Source organism: Akkermansiaceae bacterium, from assembly GCA_019634595.1.
Taxonomy (GTDB): Bacteria; Verrucomicrobiota; Verrucomicrobiia; order Verrucomicrobiales; family Akkermansiaceae; genus Luteolibacter.
The window spans coordinates 1023132-1046144 of sequence record JAHCBC010000001.1 but is presented as its reverse complement, the minus strand read 5'-3'; the positions used below and the strand labels follow the sequence as shown (position 1 = coordinate 1046144).

Here is a 23013-nt window from a genome sequence, read left to right as displayed (position 1 = left end):
ATGGCATACACCCTCTTCCCAGATCCCGCCGCGCATCCGGAGCCGGATGCCAAATTCCCTGAGACGGGTGCGACGGCTCCCGCCACTGCGGAAATAGTAGTTCTTTCCCCGCCACGCGCCCTGCCGGTGGAGCACCCCGCCACGCGGGGCGGGGCACCATTCATCCTGGGAGCGGATGCCGCCGTGCGGAAGGGAGGCACGTCCCCGCAGCACCACCATGCCCCGCCGGATGACTACGTGGCGGCGTTCAAGGACGCGGAGACGCACCGCGTGGAGCTGGAGCGCGGCATGAACGCGGAGCGCTGGGCCGGGCACGGCCAGCGCACCATCCACGGCATCCTGGAACTCATGGACGGCGGGAAGGATGCGTGGCGGCATGTCCCGCTGCCACCCGGCGTGGATGTGGAGCAGGCGCGCGGGCGTGTGCTGGTGGACGCCTATCTGGGCGTCTTCCTCGACGGTGCGCCCGTCCCGGAGGATGCCCTCCAGCGGGACCTCCTGCGCCTCCAGGTGGCCCAGCTCATGTACAACGGGAGCGGAGCCTACAGCGACGCGGACTTCCTGCGGGAAATGAAACGGGACCGGGCCATGGAGGCCCTCTCCCCAGAGGAGCGAAAGGCGGCTGGCAATCCGCCGGACCTGCTGGCGCGTCTGACCATGGCCGCCCGGCACGACGCCCTGCCCGCTGGCGTCATCTTACGACGCCCGGCGGACACCACCCCGCCCGGTCATGGGCAGCCGGACCTCATCGCCCGCTTGCACAAGTCCCATCATTTCCACACCACCGGCATTCCAGGCCGGAACGCCGCCAATCTGGAGAAGCTGGTGGACCTGGCACGAAAGGGAAATGTCTTCGACCCCACCTGGAGCCAACCGCAGCTCACCGCCATGTATGGCTCCCTTATGAGCCAGGCGGCGGAGGACTCCGGCCTCACGGCGGAGGACCTGGATGATGTCGTGCGCCACCAGGTGGACGCCCAGCGGGAGGACGTCTCCCGGGACGCCTTCGGCGCGCTGCATTTCCGCAACCGGGTGGTCATCCGCGGCGTGGAGGCCATGCGCCGGGCCGTGGAGGACGCGGACCATCTTTCCCCGCTGGAAAAGGCCACCCTCACCGACGGCCTGCCGCAGCGACACGCCCGCTTTGTGGAAAACCTCGTCACCAATGTCATGCGCGACATGCCGGAACTGGCGGCCGCGCTGGGCGTCAGGTCCGCGGAGGACTATTGGAAAATCACCACCGCCCTCAATGACAGCGTGCCGGAGCAGTTCATGGGCGGGTTCTACGGTGCCGGGGACAAGAGCATCGGCGGCATGTACCATCTGCTGGGCCATGTGGAGGGCTGGGTCACTCCGGACTCCCGCACCCCCTGGGCGGAGCGCAGGTCACGCCGGCTGAAGGACAACAGCGCCGCCAACTTCCAGCTCAACGAGCTGTCCCGGAACTACCACCGGGAGCAGACCTCCTTCCTGGGCCTGGATGCCGGCCTCTACGGCCAGGGGGCCTGGGGCGCGGTGGAGTCCGTCGCCATCACCGGCCTCACCGCGCCGCTGGTGCCCGCCTTCACCGTGGCGAACCACGCCCGCCTCACCCTCGCCCTCAACGCTGCGGCAAAGGTCGCGCCCGCCTCCGCCATCTTCGGCACACGGAAGGGCATCTCCACCTATGACGAGGCCATCGCTGCCGGAAAGACGGAGGCGGAGGCGCTGCGCCTCGCATGGACCTCCGGTGTCATGGAGGGGGCCATCACCGCCGCCTTCAACGCCGCCGGGGCGGGCGGCATCGAGGGCATCGCCAGCGGCTCCGCGCGGGAGCTGTTCCGCCACACCATGCGCCAGTCCGTCACCAGCACGTGGCTCGCCGGGGCGAAGGAATTCGCCAAAGGCACGCTCGGCGAGGTGGGCGAGGAAGTCCTCATCGAGGCGCTCGACACGGCCTTCGTCCGGATGAGCCTCCGCCCGGACATGACCGTCGGGGAGTTCTTCAAAAGCCTCCACAACACCGCCCTGGTCACCGCCTTCACCTCCGCCCCCTCCTCCGCCGTCCATGGCGCGAACGCGGTCAGGGATGTGACGGGGAACAACGGAGAAAGAGGTGCGGAGATAGGCAGTGTGTTGGAAATATCCGATTCTTCAGGCATCGATAGCTCTGTCACTGTTGCGGGTGATGATACAATCATCGGGAAACCCTCGGAACCCTACAGTAGGCGAAAACACTACGGCGTTACTCCTACCTCGGCAGATCGCAAGGCGCTGAACATCCGGTCAAATGAAGTCGCCGATCATCAGCCCTCACTTGTAGAAAGGTACTACGATGGTGATCCATCCAGCGGAGAACCGCCCGGCTACACAATGACTCCGGAACAGCGTCGGAGAAGTGCAAAAGATCGAAGTCGTATGGCGCCACAACCGCGTTCGGAATCAAATGCCCAAGGTGCTGAAAAAGCTCGATATTCCCAAGAACAGAAGAAAAAATACGGCCTATGAACAGGATTGAAGCCATCAAACAACATTACCTCGATAATTGGCGGAGTGATCCGGAATCAAGCCTGTTCGACAAAGGTCCGGTCCGTGAGCTTCCAGCGGGATTCAGAGTGCTGCTGTTTCCGCCGCGTGCTGGGCGCGAGATGTGGACGTATGCTACTTGCGGCATGTCATCACCATCTGACGAAAGTCAGATGGAATTACACATTTTTAGCCCAAAGCAATCCGAGAGCATAGTTGAAATATTGCACGCTTTGGCCCACTTCCATCACAATAAGATCCAGTGCAATCTATGGCATACAGTCAATTTCGGGCGCCCCTGGCTGGAATCATCGATATGCTCCTTCGGGCTTATATCTTTACCTTATCTCGATGGACCTGCGTTGGAGAATTTTGAATACGAAGATAGCACTATCAAGTTTTACTGGCTGATACCCGTTACCAAATCGGAGGTGGATTTCAAAAGGACGGCGGGAATCGAAGCCTTGGAAGAAAAATTCGAAGACGCCAACCTTGCTTACTGGGATCCCTCCAGATCAAGTTTGGTGTGATATTGCAGCCGTGAATGCAGTTGCTGTCTAGGCCCACAGATGGTCGCCGGGAGAATTCCGATCCAATCCTGGAAATGTTGGATCCCAATTGCCAATCTACCCCGCCAAAAATTCACCAGCCAAGTGACAGTTTATGCCCAATCCAGATTATCCAATTCAGAAGCTCCTCTTCTTTGTCGCCCAGGATCACGATGACGCGTTGACGCCGGTCATCGAACGATTTGTGGATGAGTTGTCCGGAAGTCGTTCCTGGTCAGCTTCACGGCCAGTATTCCTGAATGAAAGTTGGGATGGTTTGACGATCCTTGGGGGATATCTGAGCATATATAGTGCTCTCACACCCCATCAGCTTCCGCCGGAGCTGGATCGCCGGAATCTGGAGGAGATCAAGGAGTTCATCCAGAGACTTCAGGTTCTCTCTGAGGAGAACGAAATCGCGTTTGAATTGGAATTGGATGGTGTTCCGGTAGGCACTATCGAAGATGGCATCGTCGATGAGAATCTTCGTGTTATTTTGCTCGAGGAATGGGAGCGAACATTGAAGGAGAGAGAGGCGAAATAAAAGGGGGCCGCTTCATTGTCCTGATGTCCGAGGCGGGGAGATAGTGAACAGAACCTCGCTGGACAACCAGACTGACGGCACTCCCTGCTCCCGGATCATCAGGGCAACCCTCCATATGGAGGGTTGCCCTCTTTCTTTGGACTAACGCACGCCTTTGCCGCCGGGTTGGACGCCGCCGCCGCCATCTTCGGCACGCGGAAGGGCATCTCCACCTATGACGAGGCCATTTCCGCGGGAAAGACGGAGGCGGAGGCGCTGCGCCTCGCATGGACCTCCGGTGTCATGGAGGGGGCCATCACCGCCGCCTTCAACGCCGCCGGGGCGGGCGGCATCGAGGGCATCGCCAGCGGCTCCGCGCGGGAGCTGTTCCGCCACACCATGCGCCAGTCCGTCACCAGCACGTGGCTCGCCGGGGCAAAGGAATTCGCCAGAGGCACGCTCGGCGAGGTCGGCGAGGAAGTCCTCATCGAGGCGCTCGACACGGCCTTCGTCCGGATGAGCCTCCGCCCGGACATGACCGTCGGGGAGTTCTTCAAAAGCCTCCACGACACCGCCCTGGTCACCGCCTTCACCTCCGCCCCCTCCTCCGCCGTCCATGGCAGGAGGGTGATGAAGGACGTGATGGGGAATGACGGGAGGAGCGGAGAGATGAGGGTTGGAGAGCCGGGTGGATCCTTGCCCGGGGAGAATACCATCGAAATGGCCAACGGAGCCGCGGAGAAAAAACAGTCGTCGGAAACCATCACCAAAAACAAATTGGCTGGCGATGCATGGGAAAAGGAGCTATTGACCACAGAGAACCTGCGACAAACGGACATCCAGATCCAAATCACAATTAGGTCTCATGGTTCATCAGGCAAAAAGGTCAGAGTTGACGCGGTCGGCCTTAGTCCAGAAAAGAAGATCAAGCTGACCGACGCCAAGGCATCAACTTCAGCCCGTCTTACCAAGAATCAGAAAATTGTTTATCCTGAAATTGAGACTCACGGTGGCATTGTCACGGGCGAAGGCAAAGGCATCTTTCCGGGGGGAACAATCATACCCCCCACGAAAGTCGACATAATTATCAAAAAATAATTGCAATGGGTCTCGAAGCAACAAACCAAGTGGATGCAATAGGCATCGATACAGAAACCGGAAAAGTCGTACTTAATATCCTCGATTCGTTGGATTGGAATGATCCATATGAACATCTCATCGCTCTTCAGGCCAAACTTAACGCCTACTTTGCCTTCGTAGAAGAAGGGCAGATGCAGGAAACATATCCCACATCAAGAGATCGCGAAATCTTGATCAGGATCATCACCAAACATCCGCTTCATCCGTTGGGGGCAGAGCTAATCGAAATAGCCGAGAACGCAATCCGCGACTTGAATATTGAAATTAGAACAGATATGATTCCAAGTGGAGAAAGTAGATGAAAATCACACATTCATCCCATGGTAGCCTATTGAAGATCCGCCGTTTCCGTTGGCCGGAGTTGGATCATGCCGGGACCGGAACGGCGTATCGTTCCAGTCGGATCATCAGCCTTCAGGTCGGTCCGCTCGAAGTCTCTTTATTTTATAATGGGAGCGGATCTTGACGGAATAGGAAACAGAAGCGGAACCGGATATTATTGATCTTCGTAAAATAGAGTGACGTACCGCGCTCACGGGAGATGCCATGGTTGCGCCAGCTTTTGGAGTGCGGCGGCATGACGCCGCTTTGGGGGAGGAGGTCACTGTCGGGATGCGGCGGAAAGGAGCGGCAGGCTCTGGAGCACGGAGAGATTCTTCATTTTGGGAGGGTCTCACCCGCCGCTGGAAAGCGGCAGAGGACCGCCGCACTCCATGACGCTCCCGCGCTCACGGGGATTCCGCTGCTTCGGGGAAATCACCTCCTCCTGCGAGCATCACTCTATTTTACGAAACTCAATAGGACTTTTGAAGCGATGGGGCTGATCACGGCGCTTTCCCAACGCCGCTGATGCGGCGCGGGGCGATGGCATGAACGGCTACGCCATGTGGCCGAAGCTGGGCTTCGAGGGCAAGCGATCTCCGGTCATCAGCCCGTGCCTCATCGGCTGGCTGAGCTGTTCCGGCACACCATGCGCCAGTCCGTCACCAGCACGTGGCTCGCCGGGGCGAAGGAATTCGCCAGAGGCACGCTCGGCGAGGTCGGCGAGGAAGTCCTCATCGAGGCGCTCGACACGGCCTTCGTCCGGATGAGCCTGAACCCGGACATGACCGTCGGGGAGTTCTTCAAAAGCCTCCACGACACCGCCCTGGTCACCGCCTTCACCTCCGCCCCCTCCTCCGCCGTCCACGGCGCGAACGCGGTGAGGGATGTGAGGGATGTGAGGGGGAGCAAAGGGGTGATTGAAGGGGAGACGAAGCTTTCGGAGCCGGTCGGACCTTCGTCCGGAGAGCCAATGGATCAGGACGCAGCAACGTCACCGGTGCCAGAAGTGATCAATCATTCTAACGCTACCAACGCATCAAAGGGTCGGATCACCATCCATGAGCGCGACGAGAATGTAGTCGTCAGTTCGTTCGAAGGGGATGCAGGAGAGGCGAGAATCGTCGCTGAAATGATCCAAGACGGCGACACGCTGATCTTGAGGGGTGTGCATATCGAGGGGAAGGGAACATTGAAAGAAGCGCTGGAAGCAGCACGGAATTTCGGACGTGAACAAGGGGCGAAAAGAGTCATTATCGAAGGAGGTCGCCGCACTACCGGAGCCAAACCGGGACACATTCCAAAACCACTTTCGATTGATACAGGGCTATGACAACACTCAAAATCACTTCATTCAGCAGAAATATCCAGACAGTGTCGCTTATCATGGCGATCAAGGAACATTCAAAAAGATCACTTTCCCGAGCGAAAGCTGAGGTAGAACACCTTATCGAAGGGGGAAGCATCATTTTGGAATTCAATAGTGAATTGGAAAGAGAAAAGTTCAGAGGCAAAGCAGAGGGATTCGGAGCAATCTGCGAATCGTAAAAACGGGCGGAAACGAAGCCCCAAGTCACTGAACCAGCCACGGAGGCAAGGTCATCAGCACGATCTGCCGCGAAAGCTGCTGCCGGAGTTAGAAGGGCCGCGAGCGTTACACCGCCATCACCACCGGGGGCGCACGCGCCTACGGACGCGACCGCCTGTGGCGGGAGATCCACAACCGGGGAGACAGGAGGAAGCTCATGTTCACCGCCGGAGGCATCGCGGCGGGGAAAAGTTCGGTCGTCAACGACGAGGTGATCGCGGCGCAGGACCTGGTCTATGACGCGACGCTCCGCGAAACCGGTTGGGCGATCCGTAACATCGAGAAAGCGCTCGAAAACGGGTGGGAAGTACAGATTGTTTATGTACAACGCCCGATTGAGTTGGCCATGCAGGGTGCTGTTGATCGGGCCGGGCAACAGGGACGCTCTTTTCCTCTTGCAGATCTCCCCGCCGCCCACCGCGACGCGCAGAGAAGCATCATCGAAATCGCCAAGCGGTTTGAGGGGAATGAAAACGTGAGGATCGGTTACTGGTTGAATGCTGGCACCCAAGGCGAGAAAGCAACCAAACTCTCATTGCATGAAATTGACAAAGGAGGAAAATACTCATATGAACACATCAGCCATGTCACTGACGCCAGAAGAACGGAAAGCTTGGCACGAAGCTACGAGGAAAGCGATTCTGAACGCATTCGGACCGCATCACGTGGAGCAGTCCTCGACGCCTTCCAGCGAGCAGTCGGAAGAAAAGACCTTTCCCGCGAAGTCCTCTCCGGACTCGCCGGAAAAGACCCGGAACTCCAGCGCATCCTGAAGGAGAGCGGGAGGTGAGAGACATCCGCTTTTCCGAGCAACCGGACGGCACCTACCAAGGTGCACGCCATTTCCCCGAATACCCGCATTTCCACTAGATAGCTAGTATTTATCCCGGCGAAGGTCTCTCCCGCCGCCGCCATCTTCGGCACGCGGAAGGGCATCTCCGCCTATGACGAGGCCATTTCCGCGGGAAAGACGGAGGCGGAGGCGCTGCGCCTCGCATGGACCTCCGGCGTCATGGAGGGCGCCATCACCGCCGCCTTCAACGCCGCCGGGGCGGGCGGCATCGAGAGGATCGCCGTCGCCGCCGCCCGGGAACAGTTCCGGCGGATACCTTCCCGCCAGGCGGAGACGGAGGTGATGCGGAAAAAAAACACGGCATATGTATTTTTCATGTCACGATGACCGTGCAAATCGGTATTGGGATGATGAAGCACCCTGTTTCCGAAGGATGACATATCCGGCGGGATCCGGTGTGACAGCTTTTCCTCCTGTCGTTGGCGGACTTCCGCTCATCACCGGCCGCCCGGCGGAGGAAAGGCCGTCCGCGGGCGTTGGGGGCGGTCCATGGCGATGGCGGTTTGGGTTTCCGCTTCCGCCTGGGGCTGCCTCCTCCAGCCCGCGGGCGGTCGTCAGCCGTGGCGGCACTCCAAAGGCCAATCCTTAACGGCATTGCTCCAAAGGCCGCCGCCATGCCATTCCCCATGACGCTTGCCGCGGCTGTGATGGCCCCCCTTCACTCCGGGATCTCCACGACCTGATAAAACAACCGCGGGTTCGCGCTACGGTCGATGGGGTGGGGGAATGACAGCGCCGCGCCCGTGCCCGGCTTTCCCGCCGGGAGGACGGTCCGGCTCCGCTCCTAGGCACCGTGTCAGCGGGCACCGCTGTTCATCCTCGTCGCCCGGGGAGGAAATGACGGCGGCGAACGGGGTTGGTTCACCAGGTTAACGGATTTTCCCTTGCTGACGGATGAGGTGCGGGATGCGGATTTTGGTTTTCTGCGTCAACGCAACGGAGGATGAGGCTGGAAAATAATAAAAGATTGCATAAACATCCATAAAGGATAGTATTGCGATACTCTAACGATGAATCTGAGCGAAGAACGGCTGACGGCGGCGCTGAAGCTGGTGGGCGGTCTGCTGACCCAAAGGCGGCAAGGCCCGTACCATCTGGTGGTGTGCGGAGGGTCCGCCTTGGTGGCGCGGGGGGTGATCTCCCGACCGACGAATGACGTGGATGTGCTGGCGAGGGTGATCCATGAGGAGGGAGTGGACGAGATCGCTCCGATGCCCTACCCGATGCCCCCCGAACTGGCGAAAGCGGCGCGGGATGTGGCGCATGAGATGGATCTGCAGGAGACGTGGTTGAACGGAAACGCGTCGCTGGTGTTCCCCGGCCTGGGTGACCTGCCGGAGTGGTTCTGGCGGGATGTGGAGCGGCGGCCGTATGGCATGGACCTGACGGTGGACTACATTTCGCGGCGCGGGCAGATCTTTCTGAAGGTGTATGCGGCGCTGAACCGTGAGGAGGAGCGCGACCTGGAGGACCTGCGGGCGCTGGCACCGGACAGGGCGGAAACGCTGGAGGCGGTGCGGTGGGTGCTGGAGAACATGACGACGCTGGGGCACCGGGAGCGGTTGCCACATCTGTTGGGGATATTGAGCCATGAAGACATCATTGCAAAAGTCGGGTGAGGAGCTGCTGGCGCGGACGCTGGATCTGCTGTGGCGGCAGTGGTCGTCGCTGGGCGTGCCGGGGAACCGTGTGTATGCCGGTGATGCGATGCTGGACCCGGAGGGGTTGCTGCTGGTGACGACTTCCCTCGGCAGACATGATTCCCGCCTGCTGGACATGGCGCTGGACTGGCTGCACGCGGAGGGCACCCGGATCAACGTGCAGCGGTTGAAGGGCCTGCGTGCCGCCATCCCCATGCCGGGAACCGCCGGCGGAGCGATGGAGGATGGCAGGGTGCTGGCCGCCCTGGCGGAGGTGCTGGCCGAAAAGGCGGTGATGCGGAAGTGGAGGGGACTGGATGGAACTGCAGGTGAGGAAGCCGGGGAGCCGGAGCCGCTTTTCCACTCCGGAAATGCGGCGGCCGCTCCACTGTCCGGGATGAAGACGGACCCGCGCTTCGCGAAACACGGGCTGCTGCGTCCGCCGTGGAAGCCCCGCGGCGCGTGCGTGCCACCGCCGCCGGACCGCCCGGCCAACCTGTTGCTGACCCTCCGTTCCTTTGTGGGGGTGAACGCGCGGGCGGAGATCCTCGCCTGGTTGCTGGCACGCGGGCACGGCCACCCGGCGGAGATCGCGCGGGACACGTGTTATTTCTCCAAGTCGGTCCAGGGGACGCTCAATGAGATGGAGCAGTCCGGCATGATCCTGTCCGGAAGGCACGGACGGGAAAAGCATTTCCGCCTGCGGACGCACGACTGGATGGCCTTCCTCGGTTTCCCGGAGGGGACCCACCCGCCCCGCTGGGTGGCGTGGCCGTGGGTGTACTACTACATCCGCCGTATGATCATGCTGCTGGACGGGTCCGGTGGAGCGGATGGGGTGTCCGGTCCGCTGGCGTCCATCCGGCAGCGGGATTTCCTGGAGGAGATGGCGCCATGGCTGTGGCGGTCCGGCCTGCGGACTGAGATGACGGCGGAGGCGGGGATGAAAGGCACGCGGCTGACGGACGCCGTGCTGGAGGATGTCGCGCGCCTGGGGGCGCTCATGGAGGCGGACTTCCGGGAGGGCGGGCCAGCGTGAAACGCGGCGTCTGCCCCCCATTCACTCCGGGATCTCCACGACCTGATAAAACAACCGCGGGTTCGCGCTGCGGTCGATGGGGTGGGGGAAGGCGAGCGCCGCGCCCGTGCCCGGCTTTCCCGCCGGGAGGATGTTCCACCGCACCAGGTCGCGGGAGGTCGCCATGCGGTAGTGGTGGCCGGTCCGGCTGGTGCAGGTGAGAGTGCCGGTGGGTCCGGAGAAATCATAGGCCGTCACCGTGGCCAGCCGTTCGCGCAGCGGCGCGTCCACCGCCAGCGGATACCCCATCGCCCGCAGGAAATTCAGGTCCGTCGTCTCATAGCGCGTCCATGACGGATGGTCGTTCGCGTAGGCGATGCCCGTGATGTGGGAAAAGTCGATGTAGGACCCGTTCGTGCCGCCCGGCCCGCTGATGGGCGGCATCTTCACCACCCGGCCATGGCGGTCGCGTGCTTCGAAATAAAGGCCCGTCTGGTTCCGCACGTTCTGCCAGCCAGCCGCCAGCGGGAAGCTGTTCACCCGGTAGCTGATGCCCAGGCTGTCCGGCGCGCCCAGCACCGGGTTCCCGTTCTGGTCGCGGTAGAGCGTGTCCACCAGCCGCGCCGTGACCCACTTTCCGCGCGGGTCCGATGCGGCATCCAGGAACAGCGAGCTGGCCGCGCCGAACGCGTGGTGCATCTCATGCCGGCCCAGCCCGCGGATGTTGGAGATGAGCGCGGCGGAGTTTCCGGAGTGCGTCGCGTTCACATCCAGATTCCAGCTCAGCGTCACATCGGACGCCGCGCCGGGCCGGTGGATGCCCTTCACGATGATGAGCCACAGCCCCGGTGCGGACACCTGCCCGCCCGTCTCCGCGTGGCGGTGGTATTGGGACCACGTGGACCCTGCGGACGCGTAGCCCACCGTTTCATTGTCATTGATGGAAACGCGCACCACCGCGTCCGAGTCGAACAACGCGCCCACGTCATCCAGGAACGCCTGCATCTCCGCACGCGCCGCCGCGGACCATGGCTCCGTGAACCACTTGCTCCCCGGCTCGAACTCCGCGTTGAACCGCACCGCGGCGGACGCATGGGATGGCATGGCGGCGGAAAGCAGGGCGGCGGTCAGGATGTGGCGCATGGGATTGGATATTGGAGATTGGAGCGCGGACTTCAGTCCGCTTGGTTTTGCAAGGTCCGGATTCTCCGGGGCGGACCGTCGTCCGCGCTGCTGTCAGATCACGGCGCATACCTCACCCTCAGCCTCAGGAAGCGGCGGCCCGCCTTGTCATCGGACTCCGGATCGCGGAACAGCACGCGCGCCGTCGCCGCCAGGTTCACCGTGGACACCGGTGAGGTGGCCGCCACCGTCCAGTCCACCAGGTCATCGCTCGACATCAGCTCGTAGGTCAGGCCGGTGGCGTCCAGCGGGCGGGTGAACTCCAGCCCCGGCCTGCGGGTGGGGCCGTCCATGGACCACTCCAGCACCATCCCCGGCGCGTCGCCGTGTTTCGGCAGCGTGCACAGCGCGTATTCCATGAAGTTCGGCCTGCCATCCCCGTCCGCATCCCGGTCCCACGCGGACACCGCCGGGTCGCCCAGTTCCTCCTCCGTGAAAGCCATCGCCGCCCACGCCGCGTAGCCGCCCGGGGCGGGGGAGAGGGGTATGCCCGCCAGCGCGAAGTTGTCGAAGCGGTTGTTCCCACCCGCGCCGCCCGTGCCTGCGGAGAACTCCACCTTCAGCGCGAACAACGCGTTGTCCCGCGCACCGTCGATCTGCCTCAGGTCGAACTCCACCACCACCGGAGTGCCGTCCGGCACCGTCACCTGCCGCAGCGGCAGAAAGGTCGTGCCGTCCACCGTGTAGCTCCACGCCTGCGTCCCCGCGCCGGAGCCGGACCGTCGCGTCTCCACCGTCGCGGACACGTCCTTGTAGCCCGTCGTCGGCAGGCGGAACACCACGGCCGAGCCGATGGGGTTGTTCACCCGCAGGTGCCGTCCCGCCGCATCCGGCGTGCCGTCCCTGTCCGGGTCCTTCGCGTTTGCGCCCTGGAAATCCTGTCCCGTGTCCGTCAGGAATGCCGTCGTCGCGCCCGGCGTCGTGGAGATGGAACCACCCGTGCCGTGCGTTGGCGCCAGCGCATCCGCCAGCACCTGCGGGTTGAAGTTCCAGTAGTGCACCAGCGTGGACACCGGGCTGCCCGCCACCAGTTGCGCCGGTGCGGACCAGTGGGACCAGCGGCCCGTCGTATCGCGGTGCCTCACCCTCACGCGGTACGTTTTCCCTACCGTCACCGCGGACACCGGCGCCTCCAGAGCCATGCCCGTGCCCGCCGCCGTCCAGGACGGGGTGACCTCGTATTTCCTGCCCTCCGCCGCCGTGTAGCCCGCCACCCCCGGCGCGGAAATGCGGGCGATCCTCCACTGCGTCTCCGCGTGTGCGTTCGTCCCCGCATACGCGGATGAGGTGAAACGCAGAGCATCCACCGGGTGCCCCGGCTCCCCCGTGTAGGTGATCACCGGGCGCGACGGGATCGCCGCGTCCAGCGACTCCTTCAGCAGATACTGGTAGCCGTATCCCTGCTGCCTGCCGTTGTTCGCCGCCCAGTTCCCCCCGGGCCACGTGTCCGTCGCGTAGTCCAGGAAGTACTTCGCCATGTCGTCGAATCCGGCCGTGCCGCTGAACGCCGGGTCGCGCAGCCAGCGCGTCCACGTCCCCCCGTCATGGATGGAGTCCAGCGGCGAGCGGAAGAAATTTCCCCGGTGGTTCTCGGAGCCGCTCGTCCCGCCCAGCCCCGTCGCCGTCACGACCGTCCCCTTCGTCCGCGGGTGCAGGTTCCACATCGCCGCGTCCGCGTTCGCCCAGTTGTCCGTCGTCCCCGGTGGTGCCAGGATCTGCCGGTACTCATCCACCAGTTGGCCCATCTGCCCGCCCGCCGGATCCGCGTCGGACGCCAGCAGGTCCAGGATCTCCCGCGCCCGGTTCCGGAACTCCAGCGCCAGCTCCGGGTGATAGACCACCGCCCGGTGCTGGTCGATCGTGCCCGGCTTGTGCGTCTTCGCGATGAACATCATGTCCATGTCCCACGGGATGGGCACCCACCGGTTGTCCGTGGAGCGGTGGTAGAACAGGTGGTTCTCACCCGGCCGCAGGTCGATGTTGCCCAGCAGGCGGTTCAGCGAGTGGAACGTGTAGTAGCTCTCCATGTCCATGTTCGCCCGCCACCACGCCGCCGTCGGGATCGTCTTGCTGGACGTGTCGCGGAACGCCTTCCAGTCATTCGCATCCAGCGGGAAGCCGGGCAGCACCGTCTCCGGGTCGCCCTCGTTCAGCTCGATCTTGTAGATGTTCCCGTCCGGCAGCCCGCGTTCATCCAGGAATCCGCCGCCCACCTTCTCCACCGCCAGGTAGAGGCCCCAGAAATCGCCCGCGTATTGCCCGTCGATGGTGCCGCCCGTGGACACCGGGTCGCCCACCATCGTCCCCGCGGCGGGCGTTTCCACCGCGTTCCTCACCACGCGGAAATGGTAGTAGTGCGTGTGCGGTGCCAGTCCCCCCGCCAGCGTGTGCGCCTTCAGCGACATCGCCTCCTCCATGCCCGCGCTCCCGCGGTTCACCGGCACCCACGGGCTCGCGTTCGCGTTCGCGGAAAAGCCGCCCCATGTCTCCGCATACGGCACGCCGAAATGGTTCTTCGCCGCCAGGTCGCGCCCCGGGTTGAAGTAGAACCGCCACTTGTTCTTTCCGGACTGGTAGGTGGAGAACTGCCCCCGGTTCCGGTACTCGATGTTTTCATAAACCACCCCGTCCACCACCATCGTCCCGCGCATCCTCACCTCGCGGAAGGACGTGTTGTACTGGGAGTTTAGTACATCCGTGCCCGTCGTGATGAGCGTATAGACCGGGACGGAGGACAGCGTGGCCGGGGAGAACGTCTGCAGCGGTGTTGGGTTCGCGGGGATGACCGTGGACGGACGCAGCGCCCCCTTCCACTCCGGCAGACCGTCATACACATACCACGCGAAGTTCGGCTGCGCGTCATCCGCGAAGGGCGCGCGCGAACGGTTCCCCGGCGTGTCCTCGAAGACGATGCGGTAGCGCACCAGCCTGCGGTTCGCCTGCACCGTGCCCGGCACCACCACGCTGTGGACCCCGCCGCCCTGGTGCGTCATCGTCACCGGCACCCAGCCCGTCGCATACGCCGCGTCGGAGATGCGGATGTAGGAACCCGGCTCCACCACCTGGTACTCCAGCGTCACCGGCCCCACGCCATCCGGGTCCTGCACCGTCGCCGTCACCGTCACCGGCTGGCCGGACACGGGCTGCAGCGGCTGGTGGGACACCTGGGAGATCGCCGGAGGCGTCTGTTCCAGCGGTTTGTAAATGCTGTTGCGTGCCCCCGGCGTCGGCGCTGCCGGCACATATGCACCCATCCCCGCCGGTGCGCCGGACGCCCGCCACGCGCTCCCCTCGGAGTTGTCCAGCCCCGGGTGGATCAGCTCCGCGGACGCACCCTCGCCGTCGATCATGCTCGGCCATGGAAAGCCGAACTTGTAGCCCACGCTGTCCCTCAGCGCGCCGCCCGCATCGCGCAGCTCGATCATCTCCCCCGTGGAGTTCAGCTTCCCGCTCCACGGCCCCACCGCGCCCACGGAGAAGCGTGCCGTGATCGCCGCCGGATTCATCGCCACCACCAGATACCCTCCTGCGGAAATGTTCGTCCCCGCCGGGATCGTGAACGTCACCGCGTTCGCCAGCCGCCATCCGGACACATCCACCGCCGCCGCACCCGTGTTGTGCAGCTCCACGAACTCCTCCAGATCATGATCGTCCTCCGGCTTCGGGTGGAATTCGTTGATGACGATCTCGCCCCGCGCCGCCTGCGCCGCCAGCAGCAGCCCCAGCATCGCGCCCGTCACGTTTCCCGCAGGAGATATGGAAACCGGAATCCATCCGGAAATGAAGTGTCCTCTGGCCATGGTTCCGGCATTACCGGGACATGGATGACGCTTTTTAAAGCAAATACGGGAAAGGATCGAAAACAGCGGAAATCATACTATTCCGACCGTGGCAGCAGGTCGTGGCGGCAGGTCATGTCATAAAAAGATCAAAAACACGGACCAGAGGAGCATCGAATGGAATTGGAAGGAAACAAACCTCGGGAAAGCATGAGGTGATTGATCCAACCCAAAGCCAATCCCCACACGCTCCCCATGAAATCATATCTCCTCGCTTCATTGGTCGCCGCCCTGTCCGCGATTCCAGCCAGCGGTTCCATCCTCATGCTCGACTTCGGGCCGACTGTCGTCGCGGGCGCCGACCGGTTGAACAGCCCCTATCACACCGTGGCGGGCGCGGGTTTCACCGACACCTCATGGAACACGATCGAGAAAGTGGACGTCAGTTCCCTGAGCTGGTCGAATGGCGGCAGCGCCACCGGAGTCACGGTCAACCTCGGCGTCGCTCCCGCCACCGGCACACCCACCGTGGTGAACTACGCCACCGCGCCGAACTCATCCAGCGCGCTGGGCACCCTGTGGCCATCAGGCGGGGGCATCTACGCGGCCACCTCCGTCGGCCGTGACGGCATCTTCGGCGTGTCGGGCCAGAGCCTCGGCATCCAGGTCACCGGTCTGGCGGCGGGCATCTATGAAATTTTCATCGTCGGCAGGAACACCAACACCAGCACCACCATCGCCAACTCCTACGTCGGAGCCGGAGTGGAGGGGCAGAACTTCGACTTCTCCGGCCTGACGCCTGTCACCATCAACTACTCCAACCTCACCAACACCACGGCTTGGATCGAGGGCGTGAACTACTCGAAGCACACCATCACCCTCGCCGCCGGGCAGGCCCTCAACATCGCCACCCAGGGCACGGATACGGACAGCCAGTTCCGCGGCTTCATGAACTCCATCCAGATCGTCCAGCAGGTGCCGGAGCCATCCGCCGCCATGCTGTCCGGCGCGCTGCTCCTGCCACTGCTCCGCCGCAGGCGCATCTAACGTGGCGGCGATCACCGGTCGCCGTCTTCTTCTCCCATAGAAGCCACCACCGGTCGCCGTCTTCCCACACCCACCCACTGGTCCGCACGACCCATCTGCGGATCCACAGGCGAACTACGCCCCCGCATCCCGCATCCCGCATCTTCTCATGAAACTCCCCGCCACCGCCGCATTCCGGTCTTTCCTCATCCTCTCCGCCATCCTCATGGCGGGGCACGCGGCCGCCGCCACGCTCGCCGTCAACTGGGGCGGCGACTACGGCACCGGCAACGCCTTCGAGCCGAACGGCTTCACCGGCGGCCAGCCCGGCCAGCTCAGTCCCTCCTCCAACTACTCCGGCACCAGCTCCGTCTTCTACGGTGACGCCCGCTCCTTCATCGGCGGCATCTACCAGGGAACCAGTACCACCCTCGGCATGGTCGTGAACAACGGCAGCCTCGACCGCATCGAGCTGAAAGGCTCCGACGCCTTCACCCCGGACCCGCAGAACAACACCGGCTTCCTCCTCCTGTGGAAGCAGCAGGACTTCCTCAACGGCATGCACACCGGCGAGGTCGGCTTTGACGCCACCTCGTCCGTCCGGCTCAACATCACCACCTACGCCGGGCAGACCGCCGACAGCGGCCGCCTGGTCCTGCGTGCGGGCGGGCAGTACTACATTTCCTCCCGCATCTACACCGCCACCGGGGACCAGACCACGGCCAACATCACGGCCCTGAGCTTCTTTTCCTACAACCCCGCCGCAGACATGAATGTCAACGGCGACGGAACCCCGGCCGCCATCGCCTCCGGAGGCGTCATCCCCGGCGTCACCGAGGTCGGCTTCTACTTCGAGTCCGCGGGCAACAGCAACGCCGTCCGCATCCAGGACTTCGAGGTCAGCCTCGTCACCGTGCCGGAGCCATCCGCCGCCGCCGCGCTGGCCGGTCTGCTGCCATCACTCCTCCTCATCCGCCGCCGCCAGGGCTTTCGTTGGCAGGGACCGCATTCCATGCGGTCAGGCGGGGTAGAGCCACTGCCATCCTCCGGTCCCATCCTGCCGCAAGACGCCTTCATATCATCTGCATGGAACGTCGTGATCCATGCGGCATCGCGGGATTTCATCCTCCGTCCCCAACCGGACCGCATGGAATGCGGTCCCTGCCTTCCGGCCCGCCGCCGCAACGCCTGATTCCATTTTCCAAAACCACCACCCATATTACCCGAAGTTCATGATCCCCGGAAAAATTCTGCCCGCCCTGCTGCTCTCCGTCGCATGGCCCCACCACGCCCACGCCCAGGAGGAAATCAGCGGCCCCGAAAAACTCGCCAACGGCACCTTTGACGAAGCGGGGCAGGGGGATGAGGTCCCATTTTCCGGCTGGGCCGGACGCGCCAGCCAAGGCGGCGAATACACCTTCTCACTCGCCGAAGGAAAGACTGGCAAGGCCGCGAAAATCTCCGGCACAAAGGCGGGCCGCGCCCACCTCTGCTACAACGGCGGCTTTCCCGCGAAGGCAGGCGAGGTCCTGCGCATCCGCTTCTGGGCGAAGACCGACAACCTGAAGGGCGGCATCTTCGCCAACCTCGAGGGCGAGCCGGACAACAACGGCTGGCACAAGATCAACATCGGCTCCTCCACCGACTGGCAGCAGTACGAAACCCGCGTCACCGTGCCAAAGGGTGCCAATGGACAGGAGGAGCCGAAGATCGGCCTCTGGTTCTACCACTTCGGCACCGGCGACTTCTACCTGGATGAGGTCAGCGCCACCATCGTCACGCCGGATGACGGAAAGCGCGCCCAGCGGGAGGTTGCGGAGATCCGCGCCTGGGGTGACGCCTACGGCACCGACGGCGGGGTGAAGGCCGCCATCGACCAGCTCATCGCCGGGGCGGGGGAGGTGACCACGCTTGCCAAGGTGCGGGAGATCCGCGGAAAGGCATACGACATCATCAGCCGCCACCAGGGCGCGGAGGGCGGCTTCGCCGTCGGCATCACCACCGGCCTCGCGCAGGTCTTCCTGGATGAGGACTACCACGGCGGCTTCGGGAAATCCCTGAACATCGCCCTCGCCCGCAACGAGAGCGAGGGAGCGCAGCTCGCCGTCATTTCCACCGGCACGGAACTGAAAGGCGCAGCCGTCACGCTGGATGGCGACCTCGTTTCCGCCACCGGGAAAATCCCCGCGTCGAAGGTGAAGATCGACCTCGTCGGCTTCGTGGACACCACCGAGGGCAAGCGGCCCTACCAGTCCACCAAGCTCGGCTGGTGGCCGGACCCGCTGCTGCCGAACGGAGCGTTCGATGTGAAGGCGGGGGAGGTCCAGCCGCTGCTCGTCACCGTCACCACGGACGCCACCACCGCACCCGGCCTGTATGCCGGCGGCCTCACCATCGCCAGTGGCGGGAAGAAAATTTCCCTGCCCATGAAGGTGCGCGTCCATCCGTTCACCCTGCCGGTGAAAAGCACGCTCACCACCCTCGTCCTCGGCAGCGGCGAGGAAAACGTCAGCAAGTTCTACGGCGCGGACCCCGGCGGGAAATTCGCCGACCGCATGGTGCTGGAGGCTTCCAAGCTGCGCATGCCACCCGGCGGCCTGCTCAACGGCTGGGGGTGGAAGACCCCCGGCGTGCCGAAGAAATCCGGCGGCGGCTATGACTTCGCGAAGCTCGACCGCTGGATCGACATCATGAAGCCCTACGTCACCCGCTTCCCCATCGTCACCGTCCCGCGCTTCCGGAAGTTCGGCGGCGGCGAGTATGATGACGCCTTCAAGCGCGACCTCGATGATTTCCTCAGAGCCTACGCCCGCCACCTGAAGGAAAAGGGCATCTATGACGCCGCCGTCTTCTACAACCTGGACGAGGCGTCCAACCACGAGAGCCTGCGCGAGTGGGATGTCTGCAAGGAGATGTACGACCTGTCCAAGAAAGCCCTCCCCGACATGCCCGTCATGCAGTGCCTCAACGAATTCAAGGGCGTGCAGGCCCTCTCCGGCCACGCCGACATCTGGGATCTCTATAACGGCCAGTATGAACAGGCCGGCGGACCGGAGCAGCTCGCCAGCGGCCATGAGATCACCCTTTCCGTCTGCATGTGGCCCAGCGAGCGGCCCAACATCTTCGTCGAGTATCCGCTGGTGGACGCGCGCATCCTGCCGTGGATCTGCTACCGCGAAGGCGCGAAGGGCTTCGAGTACTGGGACCTCTGCCAGACCTGGCCCGCCAACGCCGGGAACCTGGACTGGTGGAAAGCAGGCGGCACCCGCACCACGTGGAAGCTGGTGAAAAACCACGGCGACGGACTCCTCCTTTACCCCGGCCCGGACGGCACACCGCTCAGCAGCCTGCGCATGGAGGCCCTCCGCGACGGACTGGAGGACCACGATTACCTCGCCCTCCTCGAAAAGCGCGGCGGCCCGAAGGCCGAGGCCCTGCTGAAGGAAGCGAAGGAAGTCCTCGTCACCGGCGTCACCACCTATGACACGGACCCCGCGAAGCTCCTCAACCTCCGCGAGCGCATCTCCGCCGTCCTCTCCGCCCGCTGATCTTTCCGCCGTACTTTCCACCCACGCAATGAGCCGTCAGACAGCCATCGCCATCGCCGCCCATCCGGACGACATCGAGTTCAAGATGTGCGGCACCCTCCTCCTGCTCCGCCGGGCAGGATGGAACATCCATTGCTTCAACCTCGCCACCGGAAATGGCGGCAGCACCCTGTATGATTCCGCGCGCACCACGGAGATCCGCGCGGAGGAGGCCCGGGACGCCGCCCGCCTCATCAGCGCCACATGGCACCCGCCCATCACGGATGACATGGAGATCATCTACGGCAGCGCCTTGCTGCGGAAAGTCGCCGCCGTCATCCGGGAGGTGCGGCCCGCCATCGTCCTCACCCATCCGTTGCAGGACTACATGGAGGACCACATGGAGACCGCGCGGCTCGCCGTGTCCGCCGCCTTCACCCACACCATCGCCAACTACGTCACCGATCCACCGCTGCCGTCGTATCCGGATGACATCGCCGTCTATCACTGCATGCCCCACGGCGCGTGCGATCCCATCCGGCGGCCCGTCATCCCCAGCGCCTGGGTGGACACCACCAGCGTCCACCGCCAGTCCATGAAGGCGCTCGCCTGCCACCGCAGCCAGCGCGAGTGGCTGGACGCCACCCAAGGCATGGACGACTACCTCCAGTCCATGGAAGACCACGCCCGCCACATGGGCCGCCTTTCCGGGGCATTCGACCTCGCCGAAGGCTGGTGGCGCCACCAGCACGACGGCTTCTCCCGCCACGACACCGACCCCCTCGCCAACGCCCTCGGACCCGCCTACCTCCCCAACCCCCACTTCCGTGGCTGCGGCGTCCCGCCGCAATGGAGCGCAGCGACATAGCGGGCCAACCATCCATTTCCGCCCGCAAACCGTGGTTGCGGCGTCACGCCGCAACTCTTCTCCATAGCACCCGCACGGAGCGCGGACTTCAGTCCGTCCCACAGCACCCGGAACCCCAAACCCCAGCCACCTCCATGCGGACTGAAGTCCGCGCTCCATCCCACCCTCCCCAAGCGACGGCGGGACGCCACAGCCACGATCCCAAACCTCATCCCCCAATCCGCGGAATCCTTTAATCCCATAATCCGCGCTTAAAAAAACCGCCACCCACCTCCGACCCCCATCACCAACCCCACCCACCCATCTTCCCTTCAACATTCAATGTTGGGCGTTCGATGTTCGATGTTCATCTCCCACTTCTCTTCACTTCGATGTTCAATGTTGGACGTTCGATGTTCAATGTTCCCCCAATCTCCATGATCCCACGCACCACCAAGCCAGTCCACGAACAGCTCGAATGCTCAGACGGCACCGAATGGGTCTCCTGCAAGCGCATCCGCGGGGATGACTTCGGCTGCATCTGGCACTTCCACCCGGAGCTGGAGATCACCCTTGTCCTTTCCGGCGGGAGCTGCCGCCGTGTCGGTGACAAGATCGAGAACCTCCACGAAGGCGACCTCACCTTCCTCGGCTCCAACCTCCCGCACGACTACCGCAACGACCGCATCCCCGGCACCAGGTTCCGCCCTGTCGATGCCCTCAACATCCAGTTCCACCCCGACTTCATGGGCACCCGCTGGTCCTCCCAGGGCGACACCGCCCCCCTCCAGCGCCTCCTCCACCAGGCCGCCGACGGCTTCCGCATCCTCGGCCCCACGCGCGACCGCATCCAGGCCGCCATGCTGAAAATGACCGGCGTTTCCTCCCTCCGCCGCATGATCCTCCTGCTCGAAATCCTGGAAGATCTCTCCACCTCGCCCGATCTCGAAACCATCTCCTCCTACGGCTTCACCCCGGAGGTCGTCCACTCCGACGGCGAGACCATGTCCGCCATCTGCAACTTCATCCAGGACCACATCGGCAGCCCCATCTACCTCTCCGACATCGCCCGTCACCTGCGCATGAGCGAGATCACCTTCAGCCGCTACTTCCGCTCCCGCACCGGCAAAACCTTCCCCACCTACCTCAACGAAATCCGCATCTCCCGCGTCTGCCGCCTCCTTGCGGAGACCGACAAGCCCGTCGGCGAGATCGCCTGGGACTGCGGTTTCGACTCCATCGCCAACTTCCAGCGCCAGTTCAAGCGCATCCAGGGCTGCACGCCCAAGGCCTACCGCCACCGCATCGCCGGACTCCATGCACCCGCCGCCGGACCCGTCGGCACCGTCCTCCTCAACCCATGATCAGATACAACGTCGGACTCGTCGGATACGGCTGGGTCGCCTCCGCCCACATCCCCGCCATCAATGCCAGCACCCAGGCCCGTGTCACCGGCCTCTACTCATCGCGCCCGCACGATGAAAAGGAACTGGCAGCCCGCCACGGCCACCCCATCCGCACCTACGCCACCTACGCGGACATGCTCGCGGATCCTGACATCCACGTCATCTCCATCTGCAGCTTCGCCGGTCTCCACGCGGAGCAAGCCATCGCCGCCGCCCATGCCGGAAAGCATGTCATCCTGGAAAAACCCATCGCCCTCAACTGGATCGACTGCCTGCGCATCGGCGCCGCATTTGAAGAGAACAACACCAAAGCCTGCGTCTGCTTCAACGGCCGCTTCTCCGGGCAGTTCACCACCATCAAGGCCGTCATCGACCAATGCCTCCTCGGTGACCTCCACTACGCCGAGGTCGACTACTACCACGGCATCGGCCCGTGGTACGGCCAGTTCGAGTGGAATGCGAAGGCCAATGGCGGAGGCAGCGCCCTCCTCACCGCCGGCTGCCATGCCGTCGATGCCATGCTCCTCTGCATGGGCGGCGACGTCGCCTCCGTCACCAGCATGTCCACCCGCTCCCGCAGCCCCATCTTCGCCCCCTACGAATACGACACCAGCAGCGTCACCCTCGTGAAATTCCGCGACGGTCGTGTCGCCAAATGCTCCGCCATCGTCGATTGCCTCCAGCCCTATTATTTCCACACCCACCTCTGCGGCAGCGAGGGCAGCCTGCTCGACAACCAGTTCCATTCCATGAAGCTCCACACCGACAAGTCCCGGTGGAGCAACCTCGCCATGACCATGATCGGTTCCGGCGACGTCCACGACCACCCCTTCCAGCGCCAGTTCCAGGCCTTCTTCGACGCCCTCGACCGCGGCCAGCACATGCCCCTCACCGATTTCGCCACCGCCCTCCACACCCACCGCATCGTCTTCGCCGCCGACGAATCCGCCCGTACCGGTATGCCCGTCGCCACCGAAAGGTAGCGTCGTGGCTGCGCCACGACGGTTGGGTAGATTCACCATCACCCCGCGACTCCGCATCCTTCTCACGCTCCATCAAAGAAACAAGCGGAAGGATGAGATGACGTCTACCCCGCCGTCATGGCGCAGC

The 23013-nt window shown here is 63.6% G+C and carries 18 protein-coding genes; 16 read left to right on the top strand and 2 right to left on the bottom strand.

The features are described 5' to 3' along the window. The 10 genes from KF712_04445 (at position 1) to KF712_04400 (ending at position 10157) form a co-directional block, all read left to right on the top strand. Complete coding sequence (locus tag KF712_04445) at positions 1-2487, top strand: hypothetical protein (GenBank protein ID MBX3740215.1); 2487 nt, start codon at positions 1-3, stop codon at positions 2485-2487. After that, a complete protein-coding gene (locus KF712_04440; protein ID MBX3740214.1) occupies positions 2484-3035 on the top strand; it encodes a suppressor of fused domain protein in 552 nt (183 codons plus the stop codon). The genes KF712_04445 and KF712_04440 overlap by 4 nt, the downstream gene beginning before the upstream one ends. A 133-nt stretch (positions 3036-3168) precedes the next feature. After that, entirely contained in the window at positions 3169-3597 is a 429-nt protein-coding gene (locus KF712_04435) for a hypothetical protein (GenBank protein ID MBX3740213.1), read from the top strand. Between the two features lie 282 nt (positions 3598-3879). Then, a complete protein-coding gene (locus tag KF712_04430) occupies positions 3880-4674 on the top strand; it encodes a hypothetical protein (GenBank protein ID MBX3740212.1) in 795 nt (264 codons plus the stop codon). Between the two features lie 5 nt (positions 4675-4679). Further along, on the top strand, positions 4680-5018 hold the full coding sequence (locus KF712_04425) for a hypothetical protein (protein ID MBX3740211.1): 339 nt from the start codon (positions 4680-4682) through the stop codon (positions 5016-5018). A 584-nt stretch (positions 5019-5602) separates the two neighbouring features. Then, the gene (locus KF712_04420) at positions 5603-6370 is read left to right on the top strand and encodes a hypothetical protein (protein ID MBX3740210.1); all 768 of its coding nucleotides are present in this window, start codon (positions 5603-5605) and stop codon (positions 6368-6370) included. A gap of 412 nt (positions 6371-6782) precedes the next feature. After that, entirely contained in the window at positions 6783-7415 is a 633-nt protein-coding gene (locus KF712_04415) for a zeta toxin family protein (GenBank protein MBX3740209.1), read from the top strand. Positions 7416-7637: 222 nt separating this feature from the next. Continuing rightward, entirely contained in the window at positions 7638-7805 is a 168-nt protein-coding gene (locus tag KF712_04410) for a hypothetical protein (GenBank protein ID MBX3740208.1), read from the top strand. 683 nt (positions 7806-8488) lie between these two features. Continuing rightward, the gene (locus KF712_04405) at positions 8489-9097 is read left to right on the top strand and encodes a hypothetical protein (GenBank protein MBX3740207.1); all 609 of its coding nucleotides are present in this window, start codon (positions 8489-8491) and stop codon (positions 9095-9097) included. Beyond that, the gene (locus tag KF712_04400; GenBank protein ID MBX3740206.1) at positions 9069-10157 is read left to right on the top strand and encodes a hypothetical protein; all 1089 of its coding nucleotides are present in this window, start codon (positions 9069-9071) and stop codon (positions 10155-10157) included. The genes KF712_04405 and KF712_04400 overlap by 29 nt, the downstream gene beginning before the upstream one ends. Positions 10158-10178: 21 nt before the next feature. Here KF712_04400 and KF712_04395 read toward each other — a convergent pair whose 3' ends face one another. Together KF712_04395 and KF712_04390 are read right to left on the bottom strand one after the other, a co-directional pair. Then, complete coding sequence (locus KF712_04395; GenBank protein MBX3740205.1) at positions 10179-11279, bottom strand: hypothetical protein; 1101 nt, start codon at positions 11277-11279, stop codon at positions 10179-10181. 98 nt (positions 11280-11377) lie between these two features. Beyond that, the gene (locus tag KF712_04390) at positions 11378-15118 is read right to left on the bottom strand and encodes a lamin tail domain-containing protein (GenBank protein ID MBX3740204.1); all 3741 of its coding nucleotides are present in this window, start codon (positions 15116-15118) and stop codon (positions 11378-11380) included. A gap of 234 nt (positions 15119-15352) precedes the next feature. Here KF712_04390 and KF712_04385 point away from each other — a divergent pair, with 234 nt between their 5' ends. From KF712_04385 to KF712_04360, 6 genes are all read left to right on the top strand, one after another. Beyond that, positions 15353-16144 carry a hypothetical protein gene (locus tag KF712_04385; protein ID MBX3740203.1) on the top strand — a complete coding sequence of 264 codons (792 nt, stop codon included), beginning with the start codon at positions 15353-15355 and terminating at the stop codon, positions 16142-16144. Positions 16145-16292: 148 nt separating this feature from the next. Continuing rightward, positions 16293-17315 (top strand): PEP-CTERM sorting domain-containing protein, encoded by a 1023-nt coding sequence (locus tag KF712_04380; protein MBX3740202.1) that lies wholly within the window; start codon positions 16293-16295, stop codon positions 17313-17315. Between the two features lie 40 nt (positions 17316-17355). Beyond that, positions 17356-19671, top strand: a complete 2316-nt coding sequence (locus KF712_04375; GenBank protein ID MBX3740201.1) for a DUF4091 domain-containing protein — start codon at positions 17356-17358, stop codon at positions 19669-19671. A gap of 28 nt (positions 19672-19699) precedes the next feature. Beyond that, positions 19700-20518 (top strand): PIG-L family deacetylase, encoded by an 819-nt coding sequence (locus KF712_04370; protein ID MBX3740200.1) that lies wholly within the window; start codon positions 19700-19702, stop codon positions 20516-20518. A gap of 416 nt (positions 20519-20934) precedes the next feature. Further along, complete coding sequence (locus KF712_04365) at positions 20935-21861, top strand: helix-turn-helix domain-containing protein (GenBank protein ID MBX3740199.1); 927 nt, start codon at positions 20935-20937, stop codon at positions 21859-21861. Then, positions 21858-22886: a Gfo/Idh/MocA family oxidoreductase gene (locus KF712_04360; protein ID MBX3740198.1), complete on the top strand. Its 1029-nt coding sequence runs from the start codon at positions 21858-21860 to the stop codon at positions 22884-22886. The genes KF712_04365 and KF712_04360 overlap by 4 nt, the downstream gene beginning before the upstream one ends. Positions 22887-23013 lie beyond the last annotated feature (127 nt).

Bases quoted from the DNA above. Each gene is read 5' to 3' on its own strand.
- KF712_04445 (MBX3740215.1), top strand. From the start codon at position 1: ATGGCATACACCCTCTTCCCAGATCCCGCCGCGCATCCGGAGCCGGAT.
- KF712_04440 (MBX3740214.1), top strand. From the start codon at position 2,484: ATGAACAGGATTGAAGCCATCAAACAACATTACCTCGATAATTGGCGG.
- KF712_04435 (MBX3740213.1), top strand. From the start codon at position 3,169: ATGCCCAATCCAGATTATCCAATTCAGAAGCTCCTCTTCTTTGTCGCC.
- KF712_04430 (MBX3740212.1), top strand. From the start codon at position 3,880: ATGGAGGGGGCCATCACCGCCGCCTTCAACGCCGCCGGGGCGGGCGGC.
- KF712_04425 (MBX3740211.1), top strand. From the start codon at position 4,680: ATGGGTCTCGAAGCAACAAACCAAGTGGATGCAATAGGCATCGATACA.
- KF712_04415 (MBX3740209.1), top strand. From the start codon at position 6,783: ATGTTCACCGCCGGAGGCATCGCGGCGGGGAAAAGTTCGGTCGTCAAC.
- KF712_04410 (MBX3740208.1), top strand. From the start codon at position 7,638: ATGGAGGGCGCCATCACCGCCGCCTTCAACGCCGCCGGGGCGGGCGGC.
- KF712_04405 (MBX3740207.1), top strand. From the start codon at position 8,489: ATGAATCTGAGCGAAGAACGGCTGACGGCGGCGCTGAAGCTGGTGGGC.
- KF712_04400 (MBX3740206.1), top strand. From the start codon at position 9,069: ATGAAGACATCATTGCAAAAGTCGGGTGAGGAGCTGCTGGCGCGGACG.
- KF712_04395 (MBX3740205.1), bottom strand. From the start codon at position 11,279: ATGCGCCACATCCTGACCGCCGCCCTGCTTTCCGCCGCCATGCCATCC.
- KF712_04390 (MBX3740204.1), bottom strand. From the start codon at position 15,118: ATGGCCAGAGGACACTTCATTTCCGGATGGATTCCGGTTTCCATATCT.
- KF712_04385 (MBX3740203.1), top strand. From the start codon at position 15,353: ATGAAATCATATCTCCTCGCTTCATTGGTCGCCGCCCTGTCCGCGATT.
- KF712_04380 (MBX3740202.1), top strand. From the start codon at position 16,293: ATGAAACTCCCCGCCACCGCCGCATTCCGGTCTTTCCTCATCCTCTCC.
- KF712_04375 (MBX3740201.1), top strand. From the start codon at position 17,356: ATGATCCCCGGAAAAATTCTGCCCGCCCTGCTGCTCTCCGTCGCATGG.
- KF712_04370 (MBX3740200.1), top strand. From the start codon at position 19,700: ATGAGCCGTCAGACAGCCATCGCCATCGCCGCCCATCCGGACGACATC.
- KF712_04365 (MBX3740199.1), top strand. From the start codon at position 20,935: ATGATCCCACGCACCACCAAGCCAGTCCACGAACAGCTCGAATGCTCA.
- KF712_04360 (MBX3740198.1), top strand. From the start codon at position 21,858: ATGATCAGATACAACGTCGGACTCGTCGGATACGGCTGGGTCGCCTCC.